The sequence below is a fragment of the Candidatus Methylomirabilota bacterium genome (assembly GCA_035709005.1).
Taxonomy (GTDB): Bacteria; Methylomirabilota; Methylomirabilia; order Rokubacteriales; family CSP1-6; genus 40CM-4-69-5.
In genome coordinates this window covers 14,020-39,213 of record DASTFB010000125.1, presented here as the reverse complement: position 1 = coordinate 39,213, position 25,194 = coordinate 14,020, and the positions used below count along the sequence as shown (strand labels likewise).

General features: G+C 69.9%; 25 protein-coding genes. 20 read left to right on the top strand and 5 right to left on the bottom strand.

Going from position 1 to position 25,194, the window contains the following annotated elements; all coding sequences use genetic code 11:
- On the top strand, window positions 1–683 hold a 683-nt coding region (locus tag VFR64_21385; GenBank protein HET9492287.1), incomplete at its 5' end, for a thiamine pyrophosphate-dependent enzyme.
- 2 nt (window positions 684–685) lie between these two features.
- Here VFR64_21385 and VFR64_21380 read toward each other — a convergent pair.
- Entirely contained in the window at window positions 686–1,858 is a 1,173-nt protein-coding gene (locus VFR64_21380; protein ID HET9492286.1) for a cobalamin-independent methionine synthase II family protein, read from the bottom strand.
- Between the two features lie 98 nt (window positions 1,859–1,956).
- On the opposite strand from VFR64_21380, the gene VFR64_21375 reads away from it, so the two are divergent.
- Window positions 1,957–3,660, top strand: coding sequence for a CocE/NonD family hydrolase (locus VFR64_21375; GenBank protein HET9492285.1), 1,704 nt, complete (start codon window positions 1,957–1,959; stop codon window positions 3,658–3,660).
- A 75-nt stretch (window positions 3,661–3,735) separates the two neighbouring features.
- Here VFR64_21375 and VFR64_21370 read toward each other — a convergent pair whose 3' ends face one another.
- Window positions 3,736–4,479: a cysteine hydrolase gene (locus VFR64_21370; protein HET9492284.1), complete on the bottom strand. Its 744-nt coding sequence runs from the start codon at window positions 4,477–4,479 to the stop codon at window positions 3,736–3,738.
- Between the two features lie 474 nt (window positions 4,480–4,953).
- Here VFR64_21370 and VFR64_21365 point away from each other — a divergent pair, with 474 nt between their 5' ends.
- Genes VFR64_21365 through VFR64_21335 form a run of 7 tightly spaced genes read left to right on the top strand, consistent with a single transcriptional unit; the run spans window position 4,954 to window position 10,522 of the window.
- The gene (locus tag VFR64_21365; GenBank protein ID HET9492283.1) at window positions 4,954–6,408 is read left to right on the top strand and encodes an extracellular solute-binding protein; all 1,455 of its coding nucleotides are present in this window, start codon (window positions 4,954–4,956) and stop codon (window positions 6,406–6,408) included.
- Between the two features lie 12 nt (window positions 6,409–6,420).
- Window positions 6,421–7,332, top strand: coding sequence for a sugar ABC transporter permease (locus VFR64_21360; protein ID HET9492282.1), 912 nt, complete (start codon window positions 6,421–6,423; stop codon window positions 7,330–7,332).
- Window positions 7,329–8,204, top strand: a complete 876-nt coding sequence (locus tag VFR64_21355) for a carbohydrate ABC transporter permease (GenBank protein HET9492281.1) — start codon at window positions 7,329–7,331, stop codon at window positions 8,202–8,204. Before VFR64_21360 ends, VFR64_21355 begins: the two co-directional genes overlap by 4 nt.
- A 4-nt stretch (window positions 8,205–8,208) precedes the next feature.
- Window positions 8,209–9,276, top strand: a complete 1,068-nt coding sequence (locus VFR64_21350; GenBank protein ID HET9492280.1) for an ABC transporter ATP-binding protein — start codon at window positions 8,209–8,211, stop codon at window positions 9,274–9,276.
- A gap of 59 nt (window positions 9,277–9,335) precedes the next feature.
- Window positions 9,336–9,668, top strand: coding sequence for a hypothetical protein (locus VFR64_21345; protein ID HET9492279.1), 333 nt, complete (start codon window positions 9,336–9,338; stop codon window positions 9,666–9,668).
- Window positions 9,669–9,687: 19 nt separating this feature from the next.
- Entirely contained in the window at window positions 9,688–10,110 is a 423-nt protein-coding gene (locus VFR64_21340; GenBank protein HET9492278.1) for a PPOX class F420-dependent oxidoreductase, read from the top strand.
- Window positions 10,111–10,120: 10 nt separating this feature from the next.
- On the top strand, window positions 10,121–10,522 hold the full coding sequence (locus VFR64_21335) for an ATP-dependent Clp protease proteolytic subunit (GenBank protein HET9492277.1): 402 nt from the start codon (window positions 10,121–10,123) through the stop codon (window positions 10,520–10,522).
- Here VFR64_21335 and VFR64_21330 read toward each other — a convergent pair.
- Genes VFR64_21330 through VFR64_21320 form a run of 3 tightly spaced genes read right to left on the bottom strand, consistent with a single transcriptional unit; the run spans window position 10,471 to window position 15,330 of the window.
- A complete protein-coding gene (locus VFR64_21330; protein ID HET9492276.1) occupies window positions 10,471–12,696 on the bottom strand; it encodes a hydantoinase B/oxoprolinase family protein in 2,226 nt (741 codons plus the stop codon). The genes VFR64_21335 and VFR64_21330 overlap by 52 nt on opposite strands.
- Entirely contained in the window at window positions 12,693–14,807 is a 2,115-nt protein-coding gene (locus VFR64_21325) for a hydantoinase/oxoprolinase family protein (protein HET9492275.1), read from the bottom strand. Before VFR64_21325 ends, VFR64_21330 begins: the two co-directional genes overlap by 4 nt.
- Before the next feature lie 10 nt (window positions 14,808–14,817).
- On the bottom strand, window positions 14,818–15,330 hold the full coding sequence (locus VFR64_21320; protein ID HET9492274.1) for a RidA family protein: 513 nt from the start codon (window positions 15,328–15,330) through the stop codon (window positions 14,818–14,820).
- Window positions 15,331–15,468: 138 nt separating this feature from the next.
- On the opposite strand from VFR64_21320, the gene VFR64_21315 reads away from it, so the two are divergent.
- From VFR64_21315 to VFR64_21265, 11 genes are all read left to right on the top strand, one after another.
- Window positions 15,469–16,728, top strand: coding sequence for an ABC transporter substrate-binding protein (locus tag VFR64_21315; protein HET9492273.1), 1,260 nt, complete (start codon window positions 15,469–15,471; stop codon window positions 16,726–16,728).
- A 58-nt stretch (window positions 16,729–16,786) separates the two neighbouring features.
- Window positions 16,787–17,656 (top strand): branched-chain amino acid ABC transporter permease, encoded by an 870-nt coding sequence (locus VFR64_21310; protein HET9492272.1) that lies wholly within the window; start codon window positions 16,787–16,789, stop codon window positions 17,654–17,656.
- Window positions 17,653–18,612 carry a branched-chain amino acid ABC transporter permease gene (locus VFR64_21305; GenBank protein HET9492271.1) on the top strand — a complete coding sequence of 320 codons (960 nt, stop codon included), beginning with the start codon at window positions 17,653–17,655 and terminating at the stop codon, window positions 18,610–18,612. The genes VFR64_21310 and VFR64_21305 overlap by 4 nt, the downstream gene beginning before the upstream one ends.
- Window positions 18,605–19,357, top strand: a complete 753-nt coding sequence (locus tag VFR64_21300; protein HET9492270.1) for an SDR family NAD(P)-dependent oxidoreductase — start codon at window positions 18,605–18,607, stop codon at window positions 19,355–19,357. The genes VFR64_21305 and VFR64_21300 overlap by 8 nt, the downstream gene beginning before the upstream one ends.
- Entirely contained in the window at window positions 19,357–19,797 is a 441-nt protein-coding gene (locus VFR64_21295) for a DUF3830 family protein (protein HET9492269.1), read from the top strand. The genes VFR64_21300 and VFR64_21295 overlap by 1 nt, the downstream gene beginning before the upstream one ends.
- Entirely contained in the window at window positions 19,798–20,514 is a 717-nt protein-coding gene (locus VFR64_21290; protein HET9492268.1) for an ABC transporter ATP-binding protein, read from the top strand.
- Window positions 20,507–21,235 carry an ABC transporter ATP-binding protein gene (locus VFR64_21285; GenBank protein ID HET9492267.1) on the top strand — a complete coding sequence of 243 codons (729 nt, stop codon included), beginning with the start codon at window positions 20,507–20,509 and terminating at the stop codon, window positions 21,233–21,235. The genes VFR64_21290 and VFR64_21285 overlap by 8 nt, the downstream gene beginning before the upstream one ends.
- Window positions 21,236–21,366: 131 nt before the next feature.
- Window positions 21,367–22,065, top strand: coding sequence for a pirin family protein (locus VFR64_21280; protein HET9492266.1), 699 nt, complete (start codon window positions 21,367–21,369; stop codon window positions 22,063–22,065).
- 13 nt (window positions 22,066–22,078) lie between these two features.
- Window positions 22,079–22,999 (top strand): DUF5996 family protein, encoded by a 921-nt coding sequence (locus VFR64_21275; GenBank protein ID HET9492265.1) that lies wholly within the window; start codon window positions 22,079–22,081, stop codon window positions 22,997–22,999.
- 93 nt (window positions 23,000–23,092) lie between these two features.
- On the top strand, window positions 23,093–23,851 hold the full coding sequence (locus VFR64_21270; protein HET9492264.1) for a GntR family transcriptional regulator: 759 nt from the start codon (window positions 23,093–23,095) through the stop codon (window positions 23,849–23,851).
- A gap of 40 nt (window positions 23,852–23,891) precedes the next feature.
- Complete coding sequence (locus VFR64_21265; protein ID HET9492263.1) at window positions 23,892–25,175, top strand: ABC transporter substrate-binding protein; 1,284 nt, start codon at window positions 23,892–23,894, stop codon at window positions 25,173–25,175.
- Window positions 25,176–25,194 lie beyond the last annotated feature (19 nt).

Below are 25,194 nucleotides of genomic sequence, written 5' to 3'. Positions count from 1 at the left end.
AGCGGGCGACCCGCCCGGACCATCCCATGAAGCCGCAGGTGGTGGCGTGGGAGCTCGGCCAGCGGCTGCGGAGCGACGCCATCGTCGCCTGCGACAGCGGCACCATCGCCACGTGGTGGGCGCGCCACATCCCGGCCCGACGGGGCCAGCTCCACTCCCTGTCCGGGACGCTGGCGAGCATGGCCAACGGCTTTCCCTATGCCATCGCCGCCCAGGTGGCCTATCCCGACCGGCAGTGCGTGGCCTTCGTCGGCGACGGAGGCTTCTCCATGCTCATGGCGGAGTTCGTCAACTGCGTGAAGTACCGGCTGCCCGTGAAGGTCGTGGTCGTGAAGAACAACACGCTGGGGCAAATCAAGTGGGAGCAGATGGTGTTCCTGGGCAACCCCGAGTACGGGTGCGAGCTGCAGCCGATCGACTTCGCTGCCTTCGCGCGAGCCTGCGGCGGCACCGGCTTCACCGTGGACGAGGCCGGCCAGTGCGGCAGCGTGGTGGAGGAGTTCCTGGCCGCCCCCGGCCCGGCCATCCTCGAGGCGGTGGTGGACCCGTTCGAGCCGCCGCTGCCCGGCAAGGTGACGGCGGAGCAGGCCTCGAGATTCGCCCAATCCCTCCTCCGCGGCCAGCCCAACCGGGAGAAGATCGCCTGGACCGTCCTGGGAGACCGGGTCCGCGAACTGATCTGACCTCACAGCTCGTCGACGAGGGCGAAGCGCGGGTCGGCGGCGCGGCATTCGGCCTCGGGCAATCCCAGCTCGCGCCGGACGATGTTGGCGCCGCGGACGATGGAGACCATCTTGTAGAAGGCGATGCGGCGGCTCATGCCCTCGCGGCCGAAGCCGCAGTCCGAGGAGAGGATCAGCCGCTCCGCCGGGATGTGCTGCAGGGCCTTCCGGATCAGCGCGGCGACCTGCTCGGGTCGCTCCACTTGCAGGTTGCGATGGTCCACCACGCCGATGGCGATCTTCTGGTCCCGGATGGCCTTGCCGATCAATTCCAAATCAATGCCGTCGGTGGTCGCGCACTCGAAGGTGAGCACGTCCACGTCGAGCCGGGCCAGGTGGGGCAGGGCGTCCCGGTAGGACTGCGGCGCGGCGAAGAGGCGTTGCTGGGCGGGATTGCCCCAGCAGGTGTGGCACCATACCTCGGTCAGGTCCCGGAGCCCCTTGACCGTGTTGTTGAAGATCTCCACGAAGAACTCCACGTCCAGTCGGGCCCCGGCCTGCCGCTGGATGCCGATCAGATGGATGTTGGGCTCCTCCATCTGGATGACGGGGCAGCCGGCCCGGGCCAGCTCCAGCAACTCCTCGCGCATGGCCCCGCTGATGTCGTGGAGGAGCTCCTGCACGGTCGCGTAGTGCTCGTTGGCGACGGTGGTGCCGATGAGCTCGGGGGTGATCGTGCCGAATTTCACCGGCCGGGTGGTCAGGCCCTGGGCGAGCTTCCACAGGTACGTGTAGTGCAGCGGTCCCCGCTCGATCTTGCCCACGCAGCGGGGCATCGTGCGGCTCTCCATGACCTCGAAGATGATGTCGCCCTTGCCGGCGCCCCCGTAGCCCTTCTGCGCGCGGTAGTAGCTGACGCCGGCAAGCCCCGTGAATCGCCGGGCGGGATACTGGAACCAGCTCATGCCGCCCACGTCGCTGTCGAACCGGGCGTCGCCGTCCGTGACGATGTCGAGCCCGGCCCGTTCCTGGTCGCGGATGTACGTGCCCACGGCGTCGGTGTACTGCTCGCGGTAGCGCGCGTCGCCCAGGGCCTCGCGGAACGGCCGGGTCCCGAGGTTAACCGTGTACCAGGCGGGCCGCGGGAGCGATCCGGTGATCGTTGTGGGCAGCTTGAGCTTCCTGGTAGCCTTCATACGTTCCTCCGTGGCCGGCGCCGACGGGGCAGTCCGCCCGCGCCGCGGTCGATCCGACGGGACTATACTGCCTCCAGCCTGCGAAGGGAGGGGCCGCCATGATCGTCCAGCGCGACCTGGACATCCCCATGGACGACGGTCTCGTGCTCAAGGCGGACGTGTACCGCCCGGACACGCAAGAACGCGTGCCGGTGATCATGACCATGGGACCGTACGGCAAAGGGGTGAAGTACCAGGATCACTACAAACCCATGTGGGACTGGCTCGTCGGCAAGCATCCCGACATCCTGGAGGGCTCGACCCGCAGCTTCCTGACGTGGGAGACGGTGGATCCCGAGATCTGGGTGCCGTGGGGCTACGCCGTGGTGCGCGTGGACTCGCGCGGGGCCGGCCGCTCGCCGGGGTACCTCGACATCTTCTCGCCGCGCGAGACCCGGGATTTCTATCACTGCATCGAGTGGGCCGGGACGCAGGCCTGGTCGAACGGCAAGGTCGGGCTCAACGGCATCTCGTACTACGCGATCAACCAGTGGCACGTGGCAGCGCTCCAGCCGCCCCACCTGGCCGCGATGGTGCCGTGGGAAGGTGCGGCGGACGCGTATCGGGACTGGTATCGCCACGGGGGCATCCTGTCGAACAAGTTCATGGAGGTCTGGTATCCGCGTCAGGTTGAGGCCGTGCAGCACGGCAACCCCAAAGGGCCGTGGGACCACTGGATGGAGGAGCGCTCGACAGGACCCAAGGAACTGGCGGAACGGGACCTGCTGGCCAACCGGTGCGACAACCTCGCCAATGCCCGTGCCCGCGAGATGGACGACGACTGGTATCGGGGCCGGTCGCCCGACTGGTCCAGGGTGACCGTGCCGTTCTTGAGCCCGGCCAACTGGGCCGGGTTCGGCCTGCACCCGCGTGGGAACTTCGCGGCCTTCACCGAGGCGGCGTCGAAAGAGAAGTGGCTGGAGGGCCATCCCGGGCGGCACGAGGAGTGGTTCTATCTGCCCTACGGGATGCAGCTGCAGAAGCGCTTCTTCGACTACTACCTGAAGGGCGAGAAGAATGGGTGGGACAAGGAGCCGCACGTCTGGCTCAATGTGCGCAGGCCCTTCACCGAGGCGGTGGAGCTGCGCAAGGAGCAGGCGTGGCCGCTCGAAGGCACGCAGTGGACGAAGCTCTACCTGGATGCCGGCGCCGGCGCGCTCGACTGGGAGCCGCCCGCGAGGGCGGGCCAGGCGTCCTTCGAAGCCCCGGGCGAGGGGCTCACCTGGCTCTCGCCCCCGCTGGAGAGAGAGACGGAGATCACCGGTCCCCTGGCGCTCAAGATCCCCATCTCCTCGAGCACCGTGGATGCCGACCTCTTCGTGACGGTGCAAGCGTTCTCGCCCGACGGACGGGAGGTGGAGTTTCAGGGCACGGTCGACCCGCACACGCCGCTCGCCCAGGGCTGGCTACGCGCCTCGCACCGCCAGCTCGACCCCGAGAAATCCAGGCCGTGGCAGCCGTATCACACGCACCGCGACAAGCAACCGCTGAAGCCCGGCGGGGTCTACGACCTGGACGTGGAGATCTGGCCGACCTGCATCGTCCTTCCCAAGGGCTTCAGGCTGGCCCTGGGCATCGCGGGCCAGGACTTCCAGCGCCCCGGCCCCGACCAGATGCCGGTGTTCCCCTCGCGCGGCTCCGGGCCCTGGCTGCACAATGATCCCCACGACCGGCCGGCCGAGATCTTCCGCGGCACGACGACGGTGCACACGGGCCCCGGGCACGAGGCCTATCTGCTCCTGCCGGTGATCCCGCCGCGCTGAGAGACCGCGGGGCGCCCCGGGTTCGCCGGGGCGCCCGCCGTCAGCCGCAAACTGGCCCCGCTTGCTCCGAGGCGGTCAGACGGCGGCCGCGACGAGCTCGCTCCGCGCGCCGGCCTTGAGCTTGTCGGTGAACTCGTCCACCGTGAGCACCCAGCCGATGCACCGGGCGATGTTCTGCAGGGCGAACACGTGCAGATCCTGTCCGTACATGCTGGCGACACAGTCGGAGATGACCACCACGGCGAAGTCCCGGTCCAGCGCCGAGAACGCGGTGTTCAGCACGCACGTGTTGGTGTTGATGCCGGTGAGCACGATCGTCTTCACGCCCAGGATGCGGAGCAGATGCTCCAGATCCGTGTTGGTGAAGCAGTTGAGCCGCTTCTTGTTGTCGACGACATAATCCCTGTCCTTCTCGTACAGCGACGGGATGATCTCGGTCAGGATGCTGCCCTTGATGTTGTGCGAGTCGATGGTGCTCTTCTTGCCGGGGATCCAGCGATCGGCCTCCACCATCTGGCTCAGCTTGGCCCAGAAGGGGCAGGCCCGCCCCTCGGCGCCCAGGCCGGGGATGAGCCGCTGCACGGTCACGACGTGAACCACGTGCACACCGGCGGCGCGGGCGTGCCGGAGCAGGCGCTCGGTCGCGGCGATGACGCGCTCGCAGTCCTCGTCGGACGCCGGCATGGTCGCCACCCGCGGATCGAGGTGCCCGCGGTGCATGTCCACCGTCACGATGGCCGTCTCCTTGGGGTTGATCTCCAGTAAGGCTTTCATCTTGCTGATCATCTCGGACCGGTCGACGATGTCGACTGTCGCCATGGGGCGCCTCCTTTGGCAGCTCGACTCGGCTGTGCGCGTCGGAGATAGGGTGCCATTACTGCCGCCAGGCGGCCCCTGTCAAGGTGCGGCCGCCTTTTCAGGGGCCCGCGTTGCACCGGCCGGCCCTGTCTGGTATGGTCGCCCCCACCTCCATTCCAGCAGGAGGTGCAAGATCACCGGTCCGGTCGATCGTCGCCTGAAGTCCCCGCATTGCGCCCAGGTCCGGATTCGTGTCGGCCCGATGCGGGTGTCCACCTCCAACGCCGTTCCAGCGCGTCACGAAGCGGTAGCACGCGTGCACGCCGGCGCGGCCCGACGGCGGGCGGCCGTTGCCCGACACAACGAGAAGGAGGTGCCACCCACGGTGTAGCGGCCGACCTGGGTCCGAACTCGATGCGCGGTCTGACTCGGCAAGGGTCCGCAGGGGCCCGTGGAGCGGGACTCATGAGTGAGACGCGGAGGGATTGCAGAACGGTGAGCAGGCGGGCGTTCCTGAAGGTGACCGGGGCTGCCGGCGCGAGCGTGTTCGGCGGACCCTATTTCGCGGCGGATTTCGCCTGGGGCGCTTCGGTGCCGGGCGACACGCCCGAGCAGCGGGCCATCAACGGCGCCAAGGCGCTGAAGAAGAACCTCGACCTGAACGTCCTGATCTGGGGCCAGTACTTCCCCGGCCAGATGCGCGCGCTGGCTGCCGACTTCAAGGAGAAGACGGGCATCGGCGTCGGCGCCACCCAGGACCTCGTCACCTTCCAGATCCCGGCGCGCGTCATGGCCGAGGCGGTGGCGAAGTCCAGCGCCTTCGACATCGTGCACGTCTCGGCCGGGATGATCCCCACCCTGGTCAACGCCGGCTACCTGCAGCCGCTGAACAAGCTCATGGAGCGGGGCGGGATGGTCTACCGGTCGGTGGGCCCGCTGAGCCTGCAGACCCACTACCACGGGGAGAACTTCGGGTTCGTGACGGACGGGAACGTCATGGCCACCGGCATCCGCAAGGACCTGTTCGAGAACCCCGACGAGCGCAAGCGGTTCGCGGACAAGCACGGCAAGCCGATGAAGTGGCCCGAGACCTGGGAGGACTATCTGGAGCTGGCCCGGTTCTTCACGCGGCCGCCCGACCTCTACGGCGTCTCCGACCTCCGCTCGCGGAACTGGGGCGGGACGGTGTGGTTCCTGATGCAGTTCTACGCGAACGGCGGCTTCCCCTTCGGCGACGACATGACTCCCACCCTGTACAACGACGCGGGGCGCAAGGCCGCGGAGGGGTTCCTGGGCACCAAGCCGTACTCCACGCGGGACATCGCCGTCTGGGGCACGACCCAGAACATCCCGTTCGTGGCCGGCGGCGGCGCCGCCATGTGGACGTACTGGACGGGCGCCTTCGGCGTGGCCGAGCGCGGCGACTCCAAGACGAAGGGCAAGTGGTCCTACGGCGTGGTCCCGGGCTCGCGGATGACCGGCCGGCTGGTCAAGCGCTCGGTCTCCGAGCCGGTGATCGCGCTGGTCATCAACCGCCGCGGTCAGGACCCGGAGGCGGCGTACTGGCTCAGCCAGTACTGGAGCACCCCGAAGCACAGCACCGACATCGTGGCCGATCCCAAGCTGCAGTTCCACGACGCGTGGGCGCCCGAGCACATGACCGACAAGCGCGTCCTGGCCAAGTACACGCCCCAGGGTGTCGAGGCGACCAAGAAGTGCCTCGAGGTCAGCTGCCCGCCGATCCTGCTGCCCGGGTTCCTCGAGTTCACCGACATCCTGGACAAGAACCTGACCGACGCCTTCGTCGGGACGATCTCCGGCGACGAGGCCCTCAAGAAGACCGAGGCCGACTGGGCGGGCATGGTGCGGCGGATCGGGCGCAAGCTGCTGATCAAGGACCTGGCCAACTACAAGGCGGCGTTTCCCAAGATCGATCAGCCGAAGGGCTGACCGGCCCCAGCGATGGCCCGGGGACAGGGACGACGGTACAAGTGGACGATCCTGCCGGTCGTCGCCGTCCCCGTGCTGTTCCTGGCGGCCCCCATCATCTTCTTTCAGATTTACTTCAGCCTGCACCAGTGGACGGCGTATCTCGGCGACTGGTGGGAGGCGGAGTTCGTCGGCCTGGAGAACTTCGCCGACGTGCTGGGGGACGAGCGGTTCCACTGGTCGCTGGTGCGCTCGCTGATCTTCGCCGGGGCCTCGACCGTCCTGTGCCTGCTCATCGGGTTCACGCTGGCGTATCTCATGCGGGAGCCGTTCCGGGGCCGCGGCCTCTTCTATCTGCTCTTCATCACCCCGATGCTCATCGTCCCCATCGCCATCGGGTACAACTTCGAGATGCTGCTCGTGGAGAAGGGCCCGCTGAACCAGATGCTCGGCTGGATCACGGGACAGGAGATCCGCGTCTCGTGGTTCGCCCAACCGATCCCGGCCTTCCTGTCCATCATCTTCATCGAGGTCTGGAACTGGACCCCGTTCGTCTTCATCCTGATGCTGGCCGGCCTCAGCGGCATGCCGAGAGAGCCGATCGAGGCGGCCAGGGTGCTGGGAGCCAGCCCGCTGCAGATCTTCTTCCAGATCCAGCTCCCGCTGCTCCGCCCGGTCATCGTCCTGGCCCTGATCCTCCGCTTCCTGGAGGCTCTAGGGGAGTATCCGAAGGTGTGGGCGCTGACCCGCGGCGGCCCCGGCAGCTACACCGAGACCATGCCCGTGTACCTCTACATCACGAGCTGGCAGCACTTCAACATCTCGAAGGCCGCCGCCATGTCCTACCTCGTCCTCATCATCGTGGCCGCTATCGTGTACCTCTGCATCCGCATCCTCCTGCGCGAGAAGCGGGCCCTGGAAGCCCTCTACCGGCCTTCGTCATGACCCGCCGCACGCGGCGGAAACTGGCCGACGTCGCCCGTTACACGATCCTCGGTCTCTGGCTCGTGGTCGTCTTGTTTCCCCTCTTCTGGTCGGTGATGACCTCGCTCAAGCCGCCCTACGAGTGGTTCACGTGGCCCCCGACCTGGATCCCGAACCCCTTCACCCTGAACAACTACCGGGTCGCCTGGTTCGGCGAGCTTCTCGACACGCAGTACGTCCAGTCGGCCTCGATCCAGACGCCGTTCCACGCCCTGGTCAACAGCCTCTTCATCGCCGGGGTCTCGACGGCGCTCTCGGTGGCCCTGGGCCTGCTCCTGGCCTATGGGGCCTCTCGCTACGGCATCCTCAGCGAGCGGGCGCTCTTTCGGTTTTTGATGCTGCGCATGATTCCGCCGATCGTGGTCGCGGTGCCCATCCTCCTCTACTACGCGACCCTCGGGCTGCTGGACAGCTACGTCGGCCTCATCGTCATCTACGTCGTGTCCACGCTTCCCTATTCGCTGTGGATGACCAAGAGCTTCATCGACGAGGTCCCCATCGAGGTGGAGCAGGCGGCCGAGCTCTTCGGGGCCAGCCGCCTGCGGACCCTGTGGGAGGTGGTCCTGCCGCTGATCCGGTCCGGCGTCGTCGCGACCTTCCTGTTCATCCTGATCCTCACCTGGAGCGAGTACCTGATGGCGGTGACACTATCGGCGACGAAGATCTCCACCCTGCCGGTCCAGCTGAGCAAGTACGAGGGCGCGACCGAGGGGCGCCTGTATGGCTGGCAGCAGGCCATGTCGATCGGGGTGACGCTGCCGCTGATCGCCATCGGCTACGCGATCCACCGGCATCTGGTCCGAGGCTTCAGCTTCGGGATGTTGAAGAGGTAGCGGCATGGCCGAGATCAGCCTGGTGAAGGTGCGCAAGGAATTCAAGGGCACGGTGGCCGTCCAGGAGATGGACCTGCAGATCAAGGAGGGCGAGTTCCTGGTGCTGGTGGGCCCGTCGGGCTGCGGCAAGACCACGACGCTCAGGATGATCGCGGGCCTGGAGGAGGCGACGTCGGGCGATATCACCATCGACGGCCGGCAGGCGAACGACCTCGACCCGGGCCAGCGGAACATCGGCATGGTGTTCCAGAATCTGGCCCTGTTTCCGCACAAGACCGTGTACGACAATATCGCCTTCGGCCTGCGCGTGAAGAAGGTGGCCCCCACCGAGATCCGCATGCGCGTCGAGCAGGTGGCGCGCACGATGCACATCACGCACCTGCTCGCCAAGCTGCCGGCCCAGTGCAGCGGCGGCGAGGCCCAGCGCGTGGCGCTGGCCCGCACGCTCGTCACCAACCCGAGTGCCTTCCTGCTGGACGAGCCGCTCTCCAACCTGGACGCCAAGCTCCGGAAAGAGATGCGCGCGGAGATCGACGCGCTGCACAGCCGGCTCGCCAAGACGTTCGTCTACGTGACCCACGATCAGGAAGAGGCGATGACGCTGGCCGATCGCATCGTCGTCATGCGCGCCGGCTGGATCGAGCAGCTCGGGACCCCCATGGAGATCTACTACGAGCCGGCCAACCAGTTCGTGGCCAGCTTCTTCGGCTCGCCCGCCATGAACCTCATCCCCGGCGAGGCGCGAAAGACGCCGGGCGGGCTGCGCTTCGCCTTCGGTGACCGGGAGATCCCGCTGGACGGTCTGGGGCCGATCCCCGAGGGCCCCGTCACGCTCGGCGTCCGGCCCGAGAGCGTGCGGCTTGCCGGAGTGAGCGGCGGCCACCGGGCCCGGGTGACGCTGCTCGAGCCGCTGGGCAAGGAGACCCTCGTCTATCTCGACCACGGCGCCGAGCGCCTGCTGATCGCCGTGGCCGAGCCCGCCTTCCGGAGCGAGGAGGGCGCGAGCGTCGGGTTCGACTTCCGCGGCGGCCGCCTCTACCTGTTCGACCCCGAGGGCCGGCGCCTGGGGTGAGGCTCGGGCGACGGAGGACGGTACGGCATCCGGGCTCTCCTCGAGCGCTATTCTAGTGCATGAGCTCCCTCGTCGTGGACGGTCTGATCGTCCTCGCCGCCGTGTTCGGCTGGCGGGCGGTGCGCCACCTTGCCGGGGCTCTGCGGGCGCCCGATCGCGACGACAGCAGTGTCCGCCTCATCTGGGGCATCCGCGCGCTCATCATCGCCATCACGAGCGTCGCGTTCGCGCTCGGCATCCTCTACGACTCGCGCGCCACGATCATCATCTCGGCGGTCATCCTCGCCGAGGAGCTGTACGAGACCGGGGTGGTGCTGCTCGTGCTGAGGAACGCCAGCAAGAAGCAGGAAGCCGAGCGCGCGTCGAGCCGTTCTCACCGGAGACCCGTCTGAACGCCGAGGAGGAGATGCCATGCCCGAACCGTTGCCGGCCGAGGCCAAGGCGCTCATCGACCGACCGAATTTCGCGCACCTCGCGACGCTGATGGTGGACGGCTCGCCGCAGAGCGTGCCCGTCTGGGTGGGGCGCGAGGGGGATCGGCTCCTGGTGTGCACCAGCGAGGGATCGCTGAAGGCCCGCAATACGCGGCGGAATCCCCGGGTCGCGCTGTCGATGGTGGACATGCAGAATCCCTACGAGGAAGTGCAGATCCGCGGTCGGGTGGTGGAGCGCCGGCCGGATCCGGACCTCAAGATCATGGATCCCGTGTCGCACAAGTACATCGGGAAGCCGTTCCCGATGCGAAATCCCGAGGGCCGCGTGGCTCTGGTGATCGAGGCCGACAAGGTTCGCTACACCAGGCTGCCGTTCGTGCATACGCCGCCCCGGCAATAGCGCGCCCGGCATGAGCCTGGCCGACGTGGCCGACACGCTGCGCTCCACCCTGCGGGTCCTCTGCCGGGGTCAGGTCGGTGGCCCGGCCGTCGGCGTCGTCGCCGCCGCCGATCGCCGGCTCGCCGCGCCGCACGCGCGGTTCCACCTCTCCCAGCCGCTGGCGCGGTTCGCCGGCACGCCGGAGGCGATCGCCGCGCAGAGCCGGCAGCAGCAGGAGCTGCTCTGGAAGCTCTACGCGCGGCTGGCCAGGCGCACGGGCCGGCCTGCCGAGGAGATCGCCGAGGACATGCGGCGCGGGCGGTATCTCCACGCGCGCGAAGCCCTCGACTACGGCCTGATCGACGAGATTGCCACCCCCGGTCAGTCGGGCACTCCCCCGGATGCGAACAGCCGGAACCCCGAGGGCGGGTGACCGGTGCGGAGGGCCACCTGGGCTTCGAGCTGGCGCCCGCAGCCCGGGCAATAATAGAGGCGCAGCTCGATGCGGCCGGCGTCGTAGTCCTCGCCGCGGCCGGGGCCGGCCGCGGTCACCGGCGCCCGCTCCACCAGGCAGCCCAGGCGGAAGTCGCCGCGGGCCGGACCCAGCTCCCGCCCGCAGGCGGTGCACCGGATCCGGTCGGCCCCGAAGTCGAACTCCAGCAGGTCGCCGTAGCGCAGGCGTCCCGTGCCGGCCGTTTCGGGGGCTTCGAGCGGCGGCTCGTCGGCGTCCGCGCCGCCGGCGAGCGCCTCGGACGCCGGCCGGCCGCGCGCGAGCCGCCCGCGTCTGATGGACTCGCGCCGCTCGGCGGTCGCCGCCTCGTCCACGCGCCCGTCGGTGACGACGACGCCGTAGACCTCGCGGGCCACCGGCGGGGAGACGAGGCGGGCGCGGACGTCCAGCGCCACCAGGGCCGGATCGCGCTCCAGCGGGTCGCCGTAGCCACCGCCGCCCTGCCAGCAGTGGTACTCGGCCATGTCGGGGGGGAAGGGTGCCCTGGGGTGCTTGAGGTACGTCACGTGCGGCTCGCCGTCGAGCTCGGGCACGTCGGCGGGCAGTGGTTCCCGCCGCTCGAGCCGTGACGGGACGCTGGTGCTCGCGTAGCGGGTGTACTTCGCGGCTGCTCCCGGCAGCCCCCCGGCGAGGCCGTAGGCGTTCGGTACCTCGGCGCCGGTGCCGCTGAAGCCCGACTCCAGCGGACCACCTGCATCCCACGGCACGATGGCCACGCCGGCCCCGACGCCGCCGCGGTACCGTCCCGGCCCACCCGAGTCGATGAGCTGCCGGCGGAACAAATAGAGGATCGGATACTCGGCCTCCACCGTCTCGATGGGCGGGATGCTGGCCGTGGTGTTGACGACGATGCCGCCGGTGTCGACGCCGTCCTTGAAGGTGCGCGCCCCGCAGCCGGCCGCGAAATGGCTGGTCTCGCCGCTCACCGTCATGATGCCGCGCTCGTTCAGCCCGGTGATGGTCGGGGCCAGCGACGTCCCGCCCCAGTTCGCCATCGCCTCCTCGTGGTGACGCGGGCTGGCGAGCAGCATCTTCGCCAGTGCCCCGAACACGGCGGTGACGCTGACGATGATGGCCGAGATGGTGGCCAGGCTCACCGCGGCGGGATAGACGGCGGTGCACACGGTGCCCGGCGGGGCCACCAGGTCCAGGCAGCGGGCCACGCCTTCGTTCCAGGGCAGGTCCCAGGCGAGCATGATGAACATGCCGGCCAGCGTCGCCGCGCGCACGCCGCCCCAGGCACAGTTGATGTAGCCGTTGGCCTGGGGATCGGTGCCGGTGAAGTCCACGCGCAGCCGGTCGCCGCGCTTGGTCACCGTGCAGACGATCCGGTAGAGCGCGGGCGTGTGGCCGTCGTGGTCGAGGAACTGGACCTCCCGCCACACCCCGTCTGGCAGCTGCCGGAGCCGGGCCCGCAGCCGGCGCTCGACGTGGGCGATGGCCTCCCGCATGACCGCCTGCACGACCGCCACGCCGTACTGGTCGCAGAGGGCGATCAGGCGCTCGCTGCCGGCGGCGTTGGCGACGATCTGCCCGCGCAGATCGAGCTCGGCGAGCGGATCGCGGACGTGGTTCATGATCAGCGAGACCAGGTCCTCCCGGACACGCCCGGCCTCGACGATGCGGGTGGGCGGCAGGCGGAGCCCTTCGTCGAGGACCGAGTAGGCGTTCACGTTGAAGCCGCCCGGCTCGGGGCCGCCGATATCCAGCCAGTGCCCGGAGGCGCCGACCCACGCCATCGCCTCGCCCTTGAAGAAGACGGGAGCGACGGTGGCCACGTCCGACTGGTGGGTGGCGCCCAGGTACGGGTCGCTGCAGATGAACATGTCGCCGGGGCCGATGCCCGGGTTGTTCGTGCAGCGATCCAGGACGGCCTGGGCGATCAGCGCCAGCACCGTGCCCTGGGTCGTGATGTAGGGCCCGATGGCCACGATCTGCCCGTCGGGCAGCGAGATCCCCGTGCTGGCGTCGTAGCCGCCCACCAGGATGGGCGAGCCCGACGTGCGCATGTACTTGATGCCCATCTCCTCGGTGATGTCCAGCAGGCGGTGCCAGATCACCTCGAAGGTCACCGCGTCGAGCGCGTGCGTGCTCACCGGCGCGACCTCCCGCCGGCCAGCGTGATCACGGTGTTGCCGAGGCGGTCGATCGCGGCCCGGTCGCCGGGGGGCAGCGCGATGGTCGTGCCTGGCAGCTCGATGATGGCGGGGCCTTCCAGCGTGCTCCCGGGTCGGAGGCGCAGGCCGTCGTAGACGCGCGTCGGGAGCCGCCGGCCCTCGTCCGGCCAGTAGACGGATCGCGCCGAGCCGTAGGCGGACCGCGCCGGCTCCTCGGCGCCGGCCGGGTCTGGCTCGACGGCCGACACGGCCGGCTTGTCGATCATCCCGACCGCCTCGAGGCCCAGCCGCAGCAGGCGCACCGGCACCTTCTCGAGCACGGCGCTGGCGCCGTAGAGCGCGGCGTACCGCTGGGCGAACGCCTGGCGGACGGCGTCGGCGAAGGCAGAGTCCACGGGACCGGCAGGCACCGGCACGCGAACGTCGTGGAGCTGGCGCGCGTAGCGCATGTCGGCCCAGCGGTAGAGGCGCATGCGCGGGGCGGAGACTCCCTGCCGCGCGAGCAGCGCGCGGGCTTCGTCCTCCATCGTCTCGTAGGTGGCCCCGATCGCGTCGAGGTCGTCCAGCTGGCCGGGCGACGACCGTTGCAGCGAGTGCCGGATGTCCGACGCGGCCGCCCCGAAGGCGGAGAACACCGTGGCCGCCGACGGCACGATGACCTGCTCGATGCCCGCCTGGCGGGCGTAGGCCGCGGCGTGCAGCGGGCCGGCGCCGCCGTAGGCCAGGAGCACGAACCGGCGTGGATCGTGGCCGCGCTCGATGCTCATCTTGCGCACGAGATCGCCCATCTGGGCGTCGACCACCCGGCGGATGCCCGCCGCCGCGCGCTCCACATCACCCCCGAACAGCCGGCTGGCGACGCGATCGGCGATCGCCTTCTCGGCCAGATCCGGACGCAGCCGCAACCGCCCTCCCAGAAAGCGCTCGGGGTTGAGGAAGCCCAGGACCAGGTCGGCGTCGGTCACCGTGGGCTCGGTGCCGCCCCAACCGTAGCCCGCCGGCCCGGGATTGGCGCCGGCGCTGCGGGGCCCGATGCGAAGCCGGGTCTCGTCCGCCCAGGCGATGCTGCCGCCGCCGGCGCCGATCGAGACGACGTCGATCATGGGGATGAGCAGCGTGTACTGGTTGACCACCGCTTCGGGAGCGAACGACCACTCGCCGTCCACGAGCAGACCGACCTTGAACGTCGTCCCGCCGACGTCGGTGGCGATGACGTTCCGGTATCCCGCGGCGTCCATGAGCGCCTTGGCGGCGACCAGCCCGGCGGCCGGTCCCGACTCGATGGTGTTGATGGGGACCGTCTCCTCCACCTGGGCGACTCCACCGTTGGCCTGGACCACCAGCAGGGGACGCCCGAGGCCGCGCTGGCGCAAGCGCTCGCCCAGGTCGTGCAGATACGCGCTCACCGTGGGGCCGACGTAGGCGTTCACCGCTGCGGTGGCCGTGCGCTCGTACTCGCCCAGCACCGGGGCCAGGCGATGCGACACGCTGACGTGCACGCCGGGCGCTCGCTCGCGCACGGTCCGCTCCAGGAGCAGCTCGTGCGCCGGGTTGGCCGGGGACCAGAGCAGGGCGATGGCGACCGACTCGACGCCCCGGCCCAGCAGCGCGTCGACGGCACGCTCCGCTTCGGTGGGGGCGAGGGGAACGAGCGCGCGGCCGTGGTGGTCGACGCGCTCGACGACCTCCTCGATCAGCTCGGGGGCCACGATGCGGGGCGGCTTGTCCGTCGCCCGGTAGTGCCGGCGCTCGGCGAGCCCCATGCCGGCGACGCGTCCGCGGGCCCGCATGATGAGGATCTCGTCGCCGAACCCTCGCGTGGCCAGCAGGCCCGTGCGGGCGCCGCTCCACGTGAACATGACGTTGGAGGTGAGCGTGGTCCCGTGGGCGAGCTTCACGGTGTCGGCGAGCAGGTCGTCCAGGCCCAGGCCCGCCTCGGCCGCCGCCAGTTCGAGCGCGCTCAGCACCCCGGACGTGAGGTCGGCGGGCGTCGTGCGCACCTTGGCGGTGGCGATGGCGCCGCTGGCCACGTCGACCACGGCGACGTCGGTGAACGTGCCCCCGATGTCGACGCCGATGATATAGGCCACCGGACTTTTCCTACCGGGACCGCCGGCCGGTCCGGGCGCGCCGGGAGCCCCGCCGGGTCGCGCCGGCCTTGACCTGCACGATCACCTCCGTCTCCACGGCCATGTTGTAGGTCAGCTCGTGCATGTAGAGCGCGGCGCGCGCGTGCCGGCCCTTGTCGCCCCAGAGCGCGATGTAGAGATCGGACTCGCCGTTGAGGACCCAGGGCGCCTCCTGCCAGCCGGGCGCGCTGTTCACGTAGCCGATCAGGCGGACGATCCGCTCCACGCGATCGAGATCGCCGAGGGCGGCCTTCATCATCCCCAGGTGGGCCAGCCCGCAGAGCCGCGCGGCCTGGTAGCCCTGCTCGGTGGTCAGGTCGGCGCCCAGCTTGCCCCGCATGCCCATCTCGTCGCCGCGCTCGCCGGTCGTCCCGGCCAGGAAGAGCAAGCCTCCGACCTGCACGGAGGCAATGTAGTTGGCCACCGCCGGCGCCACCGGCTTGAGCGTGAGCCCCATCGCCTTCAGCTTCTGCTCGACCTTCATGAGCCTCCTCCGATCGTCCCCCGTTTCCACGCGGCCCGCCCTTGCTAGCAGGGTCCGGCGAGCGGTGTCAAGGCGAACCGTCGACGTTGACAACGATCGGGGCTTCGGGGACACTCGCGGCCGACTGGAGGAATCAAGATGCCGAAGCATCTCGCGATCGTCGTGATCCTGTGCCTGTTCGCGCTCCTGACCGCCGGCGGTGCGCCGTCCGCCCAGACGCCGGAGGTGAAGATCGGGGCGATCTTCCCGCTCTCGGGGCCAGCCGCCAAGTCCGGCGAGGACACCGTGAACGCGCTGCGCCTCGCGGTGGAGATCGTCAACGGCAAGTTCGATCTGCCGCTGCCACTGGCGAAGACCGAGGGCCTGCCGCGGCTCGGTGGCGCGAAGGTCAAGCTCACCGTGACCGATCACCAGGGCCAGCCCGAGGTCGGCGCGGCCGACGCCGAGCGCCTGATCACCCGCGAGAAGGTGGCGGCGATCGTGGGCGCCTACTACAGCTCGGTGGCGGCGACCTCGAGTCAGGTGGCGGAGCGCTACGGCATCCCGTACGTGACGGGCGAGTCGGAGGCGAGCAACCTCACCGAGCGCGGGTTCAAGTGGTTCTTCCGCACCACGCCCAGCTCCTTCACGCAGGCCAAGGACTACTTCGACTTCCTCGCCGACCTGAACAAGCGCGGCCGGGCAAAGGTCAAGACGATCGCCATCATCCACGAGAACACGCTGTGGGGCGAGGAGCTCGCCAAGTCGGCCAAGAAGTACTTCGCCGAGTACCCCCAGTTCACCCTGGTGGCCGACATCGCCTACGCCAACGGCACCACCGACCTGACCAGCGAGGTCCAGCGGCTGCTGACCGCCAAGCCCGACGTGGTGTTGCACGCGTGCTACGAGGGCGAGGCGATCCTCCTGACCAAGACCTACAAGCTCCTGGGCTTCAATCCCCAGGGCACGCTGACCCACGGCGCCGGGTTCGTGTCCTCCAAATTCCGCGAGGCGCTGAAGGACGACTCCAACTACTTCCTCGCCCGGGAGCACTGGTCGCGCGACCTGGGCAAGACGAAGCCGGTCATCCGGGCCGTCAACGATCTCTACAAGCAGCGGTTCTCCAAGGAGATGGACGGGACGCCCGCCCGGGCCTTCACGGGGATCATGGTGCTCCTCGACGCGATCAACCGGGCCGGGTCCACCCAGCCGGAGGGGATCCGCAAGGCTCTCACCGAGACCAACCTGAGCGCCGATCAGATCATCATGCCGTGGCCCGGTATCAAGTTCGACGCCAAGGGCCAGAACACGATGAGCCGGGGCATCATCGTGCAGAACCAGGCGCAGAACCCGAGGCTCGTCTGGCCGTTCGAGGGAGCGTCCGCCGATCTGATCTGGCCACGGCCGGCCTGGAAGTAGCCGCCACCGCGATCCGGGTCCGGCCGGGGCGATCCGGCCGGGCCCGGGGTCCTCGTCCGTGACGCCGACCGAGATCCTGCTCCAGGTCCTCATCAACGGTCTCCTCATCGGATTCACGCTGAGCCTGATCGCCAGCGGTCTGACCCTCATCTACGGCGTCATGAACATCGTCAACTTCGCCCACGGCGAGTTCCTGATGCTGGCGATGTACGCCACCTTCTTCCTGTACGCTCGGGGCGGCATCGACCCGCTGGCGGCGCTGCCGCTGACCGTGCTGCTGCTCTTCGCCATCGGCCGGCTGACGTATTCCACGCTGATCCGCCGGGTCATGCGCGGGCCCGGCCACGCGCAGATCTTCGCGACCTTCGGCCTGATGATCGCCCTGCAGGGCACGGCGCAGTTCGTGTGGGGCGCCGACTACCACGCGGTGGGAGCCTCCGCGGTCTCGGGGCGCCTCGTCCTGGGCCGGATCGTGGTGAGCCTGCCGCAGCTCGCCTCGGCGCTCGGGGCGCTCGCCGGGATGCTCGCGCTCTGGCTCTTGCTCGAGCGGACGACGCTGGGCCGGGCCCTGCGCGCCACCGCGCAGGACAGGGACGCAGCCGCCCTGCTCGGCATCAACACCGAGCGCATCTACGGCCTGGCCTGGGGCATCGGCGCGGCGTGCGTCGGGGTCGCCGGGACGCTGCTCGCCACCCACTACTACATCGTCCCGCGGGTCGGGGCCGTGTTCGCGCTGGTCGCCTTCGCCACCGTGGCCCTGGGCGGCTTCGGCAGCATCGGCGGGGCCTTCGTGGCGGGCATCACCATCGGCGTCGTCGAGGTCGCGGCGGGGTACTTCGTGACCTCGCTCTACAAGTACGTGTTCGTCTACGGGATCTACCTCCTGGTCGTCGTGCTGCGTCCTGCCGGGCTGCTGGGCCGCTGGTGACGCGCGCGGCGGCCGGGCTCGTCGTCTCCGCCGCCGTCCTGGCCGTGCCGGCCTGGGTGACGGACCCGTTCACCCTCCGGGTCCTCATCGTGATCGCCATGTACGCCACGCTCGGGACGGCGTGGAACATCCTCGGGGGTTACGCGGGCCAGGTGTCGATCGGCCATTCGATCTTCTTCGGGCTCGGCGCCTACACCTCCACGCTGGTCTTCCTGCGCCTGGGCCTCAATCCCTGGCTCGGCCTCATCGCCGGCATGGTGGTGGGGGCGGCCGTGGCCGTGCTCATCGGCTTTCCGTGCTTCCGCCTCCGCGGCCACTACTTCGTCATCGCCACCGCCGTGCTGGCCGAGAGCATCGCCGTCATCTTCAGCGGCTGGGAGGCGGTGGGCAGCGGGCTCGGCCTGCAGCTCCCGATCTTGCCCTCGTCGCTGGCCGCCTTCCAGTTCCACGAGTCGAAGGCCCCCTACTACTACATCGCCCTGGGGATGCTGGCGGTCGCGCTCGCCGTCGCCGCAGTCGTCGAGCGCTCGAAGCTCGGCTACTGCCTGAAGGCGATCCGCGAGGACGAGACCGCGGCCATGAGCCTGGCCATCGACATCCGGCGCTACAAGCTCATCGCCATCGCGATCAGCGGCGCGCTGAGCGCCATGGTCGGCACGTTCTACGCGCAGTTCGTCCTCTTCATCGATCCGCCCAGCGTGCTGCCGCTCTCGCTCTCGGTGCTCATCGCGCTGATCCCGATCTTCGGGGGTATCGGCACCCTCTGGGGGCCCGTGCTGGGGGCCGCCGTCCTCATCCCGATCTCGGAGCTCTCGCGCGTGCACTTCTCGGGGAGCGGGCGGAACGTCGACCTGATCATCTACGGCTGTCTCATCATGATCATGTCGGCCTGGCGGCCGATGGGCCTGATCGGCCGGGCCTACCGCCGCGCCGAGCCCGAGGGCCAGCGTGTCTGAGCCCGGCCGCCTGGCGGGGAAGGTCGTGCTGGTCACCGGAGGCTCGCGGGGCATCGGCCGGGCGACGGCGCTCGCCTTCGCCGCCGAGGGGGCGACCGTCACCCTGACCTACCTGAACCGCGCCGAGCAGGCGCTGCAGGTGGTGCGGGAGATCGAGGCGTCGTCGGGAGCCGCCCACGCCGCGCGGGCCGACGTGACCAGCGACACCGATCTGGCGCGGCTGGCCCAGGAAATAGATCGGCGCCACGGCCGGCTCGACGTCCTCGTGAACAACGCCGGCAGCACCGCCGTGGCGCGCACCGCCACGCTCGATCTCCAGACGTGGCGGCGGGTGCTCGAGGTGAACCTGACCGGCGCCTTCCTCACCACCCGCGCCTGCCTGCCCCTGCTCCGCGCCGCCGGTGGCAGCGCCATCGTCAACGTCTCGTCCGTCGCCGGCGTGCGCGGGGGCACGATCGGCCCTCACTACGCGGCCGCCAAGGGCGGGCTCATCGCGCTCACCCGCTACTGGGCCCGCGAGCTGCTGCCCGACCGGATCCGCGTTAACTGCGTGGCGCCGAGCATGACCGACACGGACATGGCGGCCGCCGTGTGGCCGGGGGCGGAGCGGAAGCGGATGGAAGGCCTCGCGCCCATGGGGCGCTACGCCGAGCCCAGCGAGGTGGCCGCAGCCATCGTGTTTCTCGCCAGCCCGGCGGCCAGCTACATCACCGGCGAGTGTCTCAACGTCACGGGAGGCTTCTGATGGCCCGACAGCTCGTGTACGAGTTCGCGCGCGGCGGCCGCGTCCGCGCCACCCTCCTGGAGGACCGGGCGCCGCGCACCTGCGCCGCGATCCTGGCCGTGCTGCCCCACGAGGCGGAGGTGCTGCACGCCCGCTGGGCCGGGCGCGAGGTGTTCCTGCCGCTGCCGCTGCCCGCGAAGCCGCCGATGGAGCACCAGGTCAACCGGGTGAGCGCGGGCGACATCATCTACGCGCGGGAATGGGAAGGCGTGTACGACCACACCGGCTTCGAGACCATGGGCCTCTTCTACGCCGCCGAGATCGTGCGGGACTGGCGCGGCGAGGCCCGGGTCAACTGGGTCGCGCGGCTCCTGCCCGAGGATCTGCCCGCGCTCGAGACGATCGGGCTCCGCATCTGGCGCACCGGCGCCGAGCGCGTGCGCGTGAGCCTGGCCGGCTAGATGGCGCTGCTGCTGGAGGTGGCCGGCCTCACGAAGCGTTACGGCGGCGTCGTCGCCAACTCCGCGGTGAGCCTGGGCGTGCGGGCCGGCGAGGTCGTGGGCGTCATGGGCCCCAACGGCGCCGGGAAGACCACGCTCTTCGACCTCATCAGCGGCTTCACGCGGCCCGACGCCGGTCGCATCGTCTTCGACGACAGCGACATCACCGGCGAGCGCCCCCACGCCGTCAGCGCGCGGGGGCTGGGCAGAACGTTCCAGCGGCTCAGGCCCTTTCCCGATCTGACCTTCGTCGAGAACGTGCTGGTGGGGGCGCTGGCCCGGACGGCTCGGCTGGGCCCCGCGCGCGAGGAGGCCCGGCGTTGCCTCGCGCTCGTCGGCCTCGAGCGGGAGGCCGACAAGAAGGCGTTCGCCGCCAGCACCGGCCAGCGCCGGCGCATCGAGCTGGCGCGGATCCTGGCCACGCGCCCGCGCCTGCTCCTGCTCGACGAGCCCACCGCCGGCGTCGATCCCGGCGCGGTGGACGAGATGGGCCAGCTCCTCAGGCGCCTGCGCGAGCGGGAGGGCGTCACGCTCATGATCATCGAGCACGACCTGCCCTTCCTGATGGCCCTCTCCGACCGCGTGGTGGCCCTGCATCTCGGCGAGAAGATCGCCGAGGGGCCGCCGGCCGCCGTGAGCAACGACCCGCGCGTCATCCAGGCCTACCTTGGTGGCTGAGCCCGGCCCGCTGCTGGAGGTGAAGGGGCTGGAGGTCGCCTATGGGGACCTGCAGGTCCTGTGGGGGGTCGATCTACACGTGGACGCGGGGGAGCTCGTGTGCCTGCTCGGCCCCAACGGCTCGGGGAAGAGCACGCTGATGAACAGCATCTCCGGCCTCGTCCGCCCGCGGGCGGGAGAGATCCGCTTCGACGGCACCCGCATCGACGGCCGCTCGCCCCACGAGATCACGGCGTACGGCGTGGCCCACGTGCTCGAGCGCCGCCGGCTCTTCCCGTACATGACGGTCGAGGAGAACCTGAGGCTCGGCGCCTACCTCCCGGCCCCGGCCGCGCGGCTCGAGGAATCGCTCGAGGGGCTCTACGCCCGGTTCCCCGTCCTGCGCGAGAAGCGCCGCGCCCGCGCCGGGCTCCTCTCGGGCGGCGAGCAGCAGCTCGTCTCCATCGCCCGGGCCCTGATGTCCCGGCCGCGCTGCCTCATGGTGGACGAGCCCTTCCTGGGGCTGGCCGTCCGGGTGCAGGAGATGCTCATGGGGTTCCTGCTGGAGATCAACGTCGGCGGCACGACGGTCATCTTCATCGACCAGAACATCCGTCGCGCGCTGAAGCACGCCCGGCGGGGCTACGTGCTGCAATCGGGCCGGGTGACGCTCAGCGGCACCGGAGAGGCGATCCTGAACCATCCGGAGCTGGAGCGGATCTACTTCGCCCGGGCGCGGTGAGGCGCTCGCCGACATCGGTGAGCGCGCCACGCGAAGCTACCGTTTGCGCATACGCCGCCTCGACAGTAGTCTGGGCGGGAGGGAACTTTGAATCACCTGTGCCTGATCCAAGCAATGAACGAGACAGGACGATGATCCAGGTTCGATCTGCCGACGAGCGCGGTCGCACCGACTGGGGCTGGCTCGACAGCCGGCACACCTTCTCGTTCGGGGACTACCATGACCCCGCGCACATGGGGTTCCGAACGTTGCGGGTGATCAACGACGACCGCGTCAAGGCGGGCGCCGGCTTCGGCGCCCACAGCCACCGCGACATGGAGATTCTGTCCTATGTGCTGGAGGGCGCGCTGGAGCACCAGGACAGCTCCGGCGGAGGCGGCGTGATCCGCCCGGGCGAGATCCAGTTGATGCGGGCGGGCACCGGCGTCACCCACAGCGAGTACAACCACTCGAAGGTCGAGCCCGTGCACTTCCTGCAGATCTGGATCGTGCCGGGCGAGCGAGGGCTGAAGCCCTCCTACGCGCAGCAGGCCTTCGATCGGGCCAGGGCAGGCCGGACCTTCGTACTCCTCGCCTCGAAAGGGGGCAGGGATGGAAGTCTCGACATCCACCAGGACGTGGACCTCTGGGCCGCGTTCATCGGCGCCGGTGAGCATCGGGAGTTGCGACCGGCGCCAGGGCGTCATGCCTGGATCCACGTCGCCCGCGGGGCGGTCTCGGTGAGCGGCACCCGGCTCGGGGAGGGGGACGGCGCCGCGGTCAGCGGCGAGGAGCGCCTGACCTTCGTCGGGGAGCGCCCGTCCGAGATCCTGGTCTTCGACCTGGCGTAACCGGGAGGCCGCGATGGTTTCGTCTGGCACGGAACACTGGCCCAGCCTGCCGCTCGCGGAGTGGCGGGAGACCCACGACACGCTTCACATGTGGGCGCAGATCGTGGGGAAGACGCGGCTGGCCCTGGCGCCCAGGCAGAACCACTGGTGGCACGTCCCCCTGTACGTCACCTCACGGGGGGTGACCTCGACCCCGATCCCTCACGGCGCCGGCGCCTTCGAGGTGGAGTTCGATTTCATCGACCACCGGCTCGTCGTGACGACGAGCGAGGGAGCGATCCGTGCCCTCCCGCTGCGAGCACAGGCCGTCGCGGACTTCTATCGAGAGTACGTGGCGCTCCTCGGCGGCCTCGGGATCGCCGTGAAGCTGTGGCCGGTGCCGGTCGAGGTGGACCATCCGATCCCGTTCCTCGAGGATCGCGCCCACGCCTCCTACGATGCGGGGCAGGTCCACCGCTTCTTCCTGATGTTGTTGCACGCCGACAGGATCATGAAGCGGTTCCAGGGGCGCTTTCTCGGCAAGACCAGCCCGGTACACTTCTTCTGGGGCGCCTTCGACATGGCCCTCACCCGATTCAACGGGCGGCGCGCTCCCGAGCACCCGGAGACCGAATGGTGGGTGATCCGCGAGGCCAACTCCCACGAGGAGATCAGCGTCGGGTTCTGGCCGGGCAGCGGCGCCGTGCCCGAGCCCGCCTTCTACGCCTACGCGCGGCCCGAGGCCCCGGGCTTCGCGGCGGCGCCGATCCGGCCCCAGGCCGCCTTCTACAGTCGCGAGATGGCGGATTTCATCCTGCCGTACGAAGCGGTGCGCAAGGCGCCCCGGCCCGATGACGCCGTGCTGGACTTCTACCAGAGCGTGTACGAGGCGGGGGCGGATCTCGGCCGCTGGGATCGGGCGGCGCTCGACCGGCCGCCCGCGGAGTGGTCGTGACCCGTGGGCACCGACGTCGGCGAGGGCCGTGCTCGCAGATCCGTGGGCCCCTCTTGACGTGCCGACCCCGCGATTGTATACAGCGTATTCAATATGCAAACACGCCGGCCCCCCCGGACCCGGGCGCGCTCGGCCAGGAGCCCCCGGCCTGCCGCCAGGGCTAGGGGGCGGGCGCGAGGGGCGGTCGACCCGGTCAACCTCTTCGCGGCGCCCCTGCAGCACCGGACGCTCGAAGAGCTCGCCTACGAGCATATCCGCACGGCCCTGATCCGGGGCACGCTGGCGCCCGGGCAGCGCATCGTGGCCTCCGCCGTGGCCCGGGCGGCCGGGATCAGTCGGATCCCCGTGATGCAGGCGCTGCGCCGCCTGGAGAGCGAGGGTTTCGTCCGGATCAATCCCCATCGCGACGTGGTCGTGTCCGGCCTGTCGCGGGAGGAGTTCCGCGAGCGCTTCCTCATGATGGCGGCGCTGGAAGCGCTCTGCCTGCGCGAGGCCGACGGCAAGATCCCCCCCGTGACGCTGAAGGGCCTGCGCGAGGTCCAGGCCGAGATCGTCGCCGCCCGCCGCGCCGGGGACACGGGGCGCGCCGTGAACGCCGACAGCCGCTTTCACCGGATGCTCTGGGAGGTCTCGGGGCTGCGCCAGGTCGTCCAGGTGCTGCAGAACGTCTGGGATCGCGGCGAGTACTATCGCGTGATCATGCACGCCCGGCGCGGCGGCTTCGCGGCCGAGTCGCTCGCCGAGCACGAGGAGATCCTGCGCGCGCTGGAGGCCGGCGACACGGCCCGGGCTGCGCGCGCCGTCGAGCGCCACCGCCTCCTCGCGATGGAGCGGCTGGCCGAGACCACCTGAAAAGGAGCGCACCCCTGCAGATCCACGGGAGGGCACGGCAATGACGAGCGGCATCTCGCGACGCACCCTGCTGGTGAACGGCGCGCTGGTCGGCGGGGCCACCTTCTTCGGGCCGTGGCGGCACCACCACGTCTACGCCCAGAGGAAGGACAAGCCGATCCTCATCGGGCTCACCCACGACGCCAGCGGGCAGTTCGCCAACAGCGGCCAGGACGAGCAGCGCGGCACCATCATGGCCATCGAGGAGGCCAACGCCAGAGGCGGCGTGCTCGGCCGCAAGCTCGCGTACATCACGGCCGACACCGAGACGACCCCGGCCACGGGCTCCCGCGTGGCCGAGCGCATGATCACCCGCAACGAGGTGGCGTTCCTCGTGGGGGCCATCCAGTCGGGGGTGGCCAACGCCATCGGTCAGGTCGCGCAGAAGTACGGCTGCGTGTACTTCAACACCAACTCCAGCTCCCCCACCGAGTCCGGGAAGGATTGCAAGCGGGTGAAGTTCGTGTGGGACGGCAGCGGCGCCAACTTCGCCCTGGCCGCCGCCGACAACGCCGTGCGCACCTTCGGCAAGCGGTGGCAGCTGCTCACCAACGACTACGTCTGGGGCCACAACACGTCGAAGGCCACGCGGGCGATCGCCACCCGGTTCGGCGCCCAGATCATCGACGAGATCCTGGTGCCCGTCGGCACGCGGGACTTCTCACCGATCCTCCTCAAGGTCCAGCAGGCCAAGCCCGACGTCGTGGCCGCCGCCGTGGGCGGCGACGACTTCAAGGTCATGCGCCAGGAGGTGGTCAAGCTGGGCCTCGACCAGAAGCCGGCGTGGCTCAACAACCAGCAGGACTGGCCGGACGTCTACGGGCTCGGCATCGAGGCCGTGTTCGGCGTGTTCGGCACGACGTGGTATCACAAGCTCCCGCTGCCCGGCGTGACCGACCTCGTGCGCCGCTACAAGCAGCGCTGGCCGGAAACGCGCATCGACGTTCCCGGGAACGTCTTCTACAACGGCTACATGGCGATGTGGGAGCTGGTCCGCGCCATCGAGCGGGCCGGGAGCACGAACAACATCAAGGTGATCAAGGCCCTGGAGGGGCACCGGATGTCCGCGCGCGACCGCCTGCAGCACCACGACGCCTGGATCGACCCGGAGACGCACCACGTGCAGCAGACGGTCTACCTGGCCGGGCGCAACGACAAACCCACCGACCAGACGGACTACTTCAAGATCCTCTCCTGGGCCGAGCCGGGCAAGGTCCGCGACCCCGAATCGGCCAAGACGTGCAAGCTGCAGTCGTACGAGAACACGCCGACCTACGAGCAGTAAGATGCGGCTGGCCGGGCCC

Excerpts from the sequence above, each read along its gene's own strand:
- VFR64_21380 (HET9492286.1), bottom strand. The coding sequence starts at position 1,858 with ATGAAGGCTACCAGGAAGCTCAAGCTGCCCACAACGATCACCGGATCG.
- VFR64_21375 (HET9492285.1), top strand. The coding sequence starts at position 1,957 with ATGATCGTCCAGCGCGACCTGGACATCCCCATGGACGACGGTCTCGTG.
- VFR64_21370 (HET9492284.1), bottom strand. The coding sequence starts at position 4,479 with ATGGCGACAGTCGACATCGTCGACCGGTCCGAGATGATCAGCAAGATG.
- VFR64_21360 (HET9492282.1), top strand. The coding sequence starts at position 6,421 with ATGGCCCGGGGACAGGGACGACGGTACAAGTGGACGATCCTGCCGGTC.
- VFR64_21355 (HET9492281.1), top strand. The coding sequence starts at position 7,329 with ATGACCCGCCGCACGCGGCGGAAACTGGCCGACGTCGCCCGTTACACG.
- VFR64_21350 (HET9492280.1), top strand. The coding sequence starts at position 8,209 with ATGGCCGAGATCAGCCTGGTGAAGGTGCGCAAGGAATTCAAGGGCACG.
- VFR64_21345 (HET9492279.1), top strand. The coding sequence starts at position 9,336 with ATGAGCTCCCTCGTCGTGGACGGTCTGATCGTCCTCGCCGCCGTGTTC.
- VFR64_21340 (HET9492278.1), top strand. The coding sequence starts at position 9,688 with ATGCCCGAACCGTTGCCGGCCGAGGCCAAGGCGCTCATCGACCGACCG.
- VFR64_21335 (HET9492277.1), top strand. The coding sequence starts at position 10,121 with ATGAGCCTGGCCGACGTGGCCGACACGCTGCGCTCCACCCTGCGGGTC.
- VFR64_21320 (HET9492274.1), bottom strand. The coding sequence starts at position 15,330 with ATGAAGGTCGAGCAGAAGCTGAAGGCGATGGGGCTCACGCTCAAGCCG.
- VFR64_21315 (HET9492273.1), top strand. The coding sequence starts at position 15,469 with ATGCCGAAGCATCTCGCGATCGTCGTGATCCTGTGCCTGTTCGCGCTC.
- VFR64_21295 (HET9492269.1), top strand. The coding sequence starts at position 19,357 with ATGGCCCGACAGCTCGTGTACGAGTTCGCGCGCGGCGGCCGCGTCCGC.
- VFR64_21290 (HET9492268.1), top strand. The coding sequence starts at position 19,798 with ATGGCGCTGCTGCTGGAGGTGGCCGGCCTCACGAAGCGTTACGGCGGC.
- VFR64_21280 (HET9492266.1), top strand. The coding sequence starts at position 21,367 with ATGATCCAGGTTCGATCTGCCGACGAGCGCGGTCGCACCGACTGGGGC.
- VFR64_21275 (HET9492265.1), top strand. The coding sequence starts at position 22,079 with ATGGTTTCGTCTGGCACGGAACACTGGCCCAGCCTGCCGCTCGCGGAG.
- VFR64_21270 (HET9492264.1), top strand. The coding sequence starts at position 23,093 with ATGCAAACACGCCGGCCCCCCCGGACCCGGGCGCGCTCGGCCAGGAGC.
- VFR64_21265 (HET9492263.1), top strand. The coding sequence starts at position 23,892 with ATGACGAGCGGCATCTCGCGACGCACCCTGCTGGTGAACGGCGCGCTG.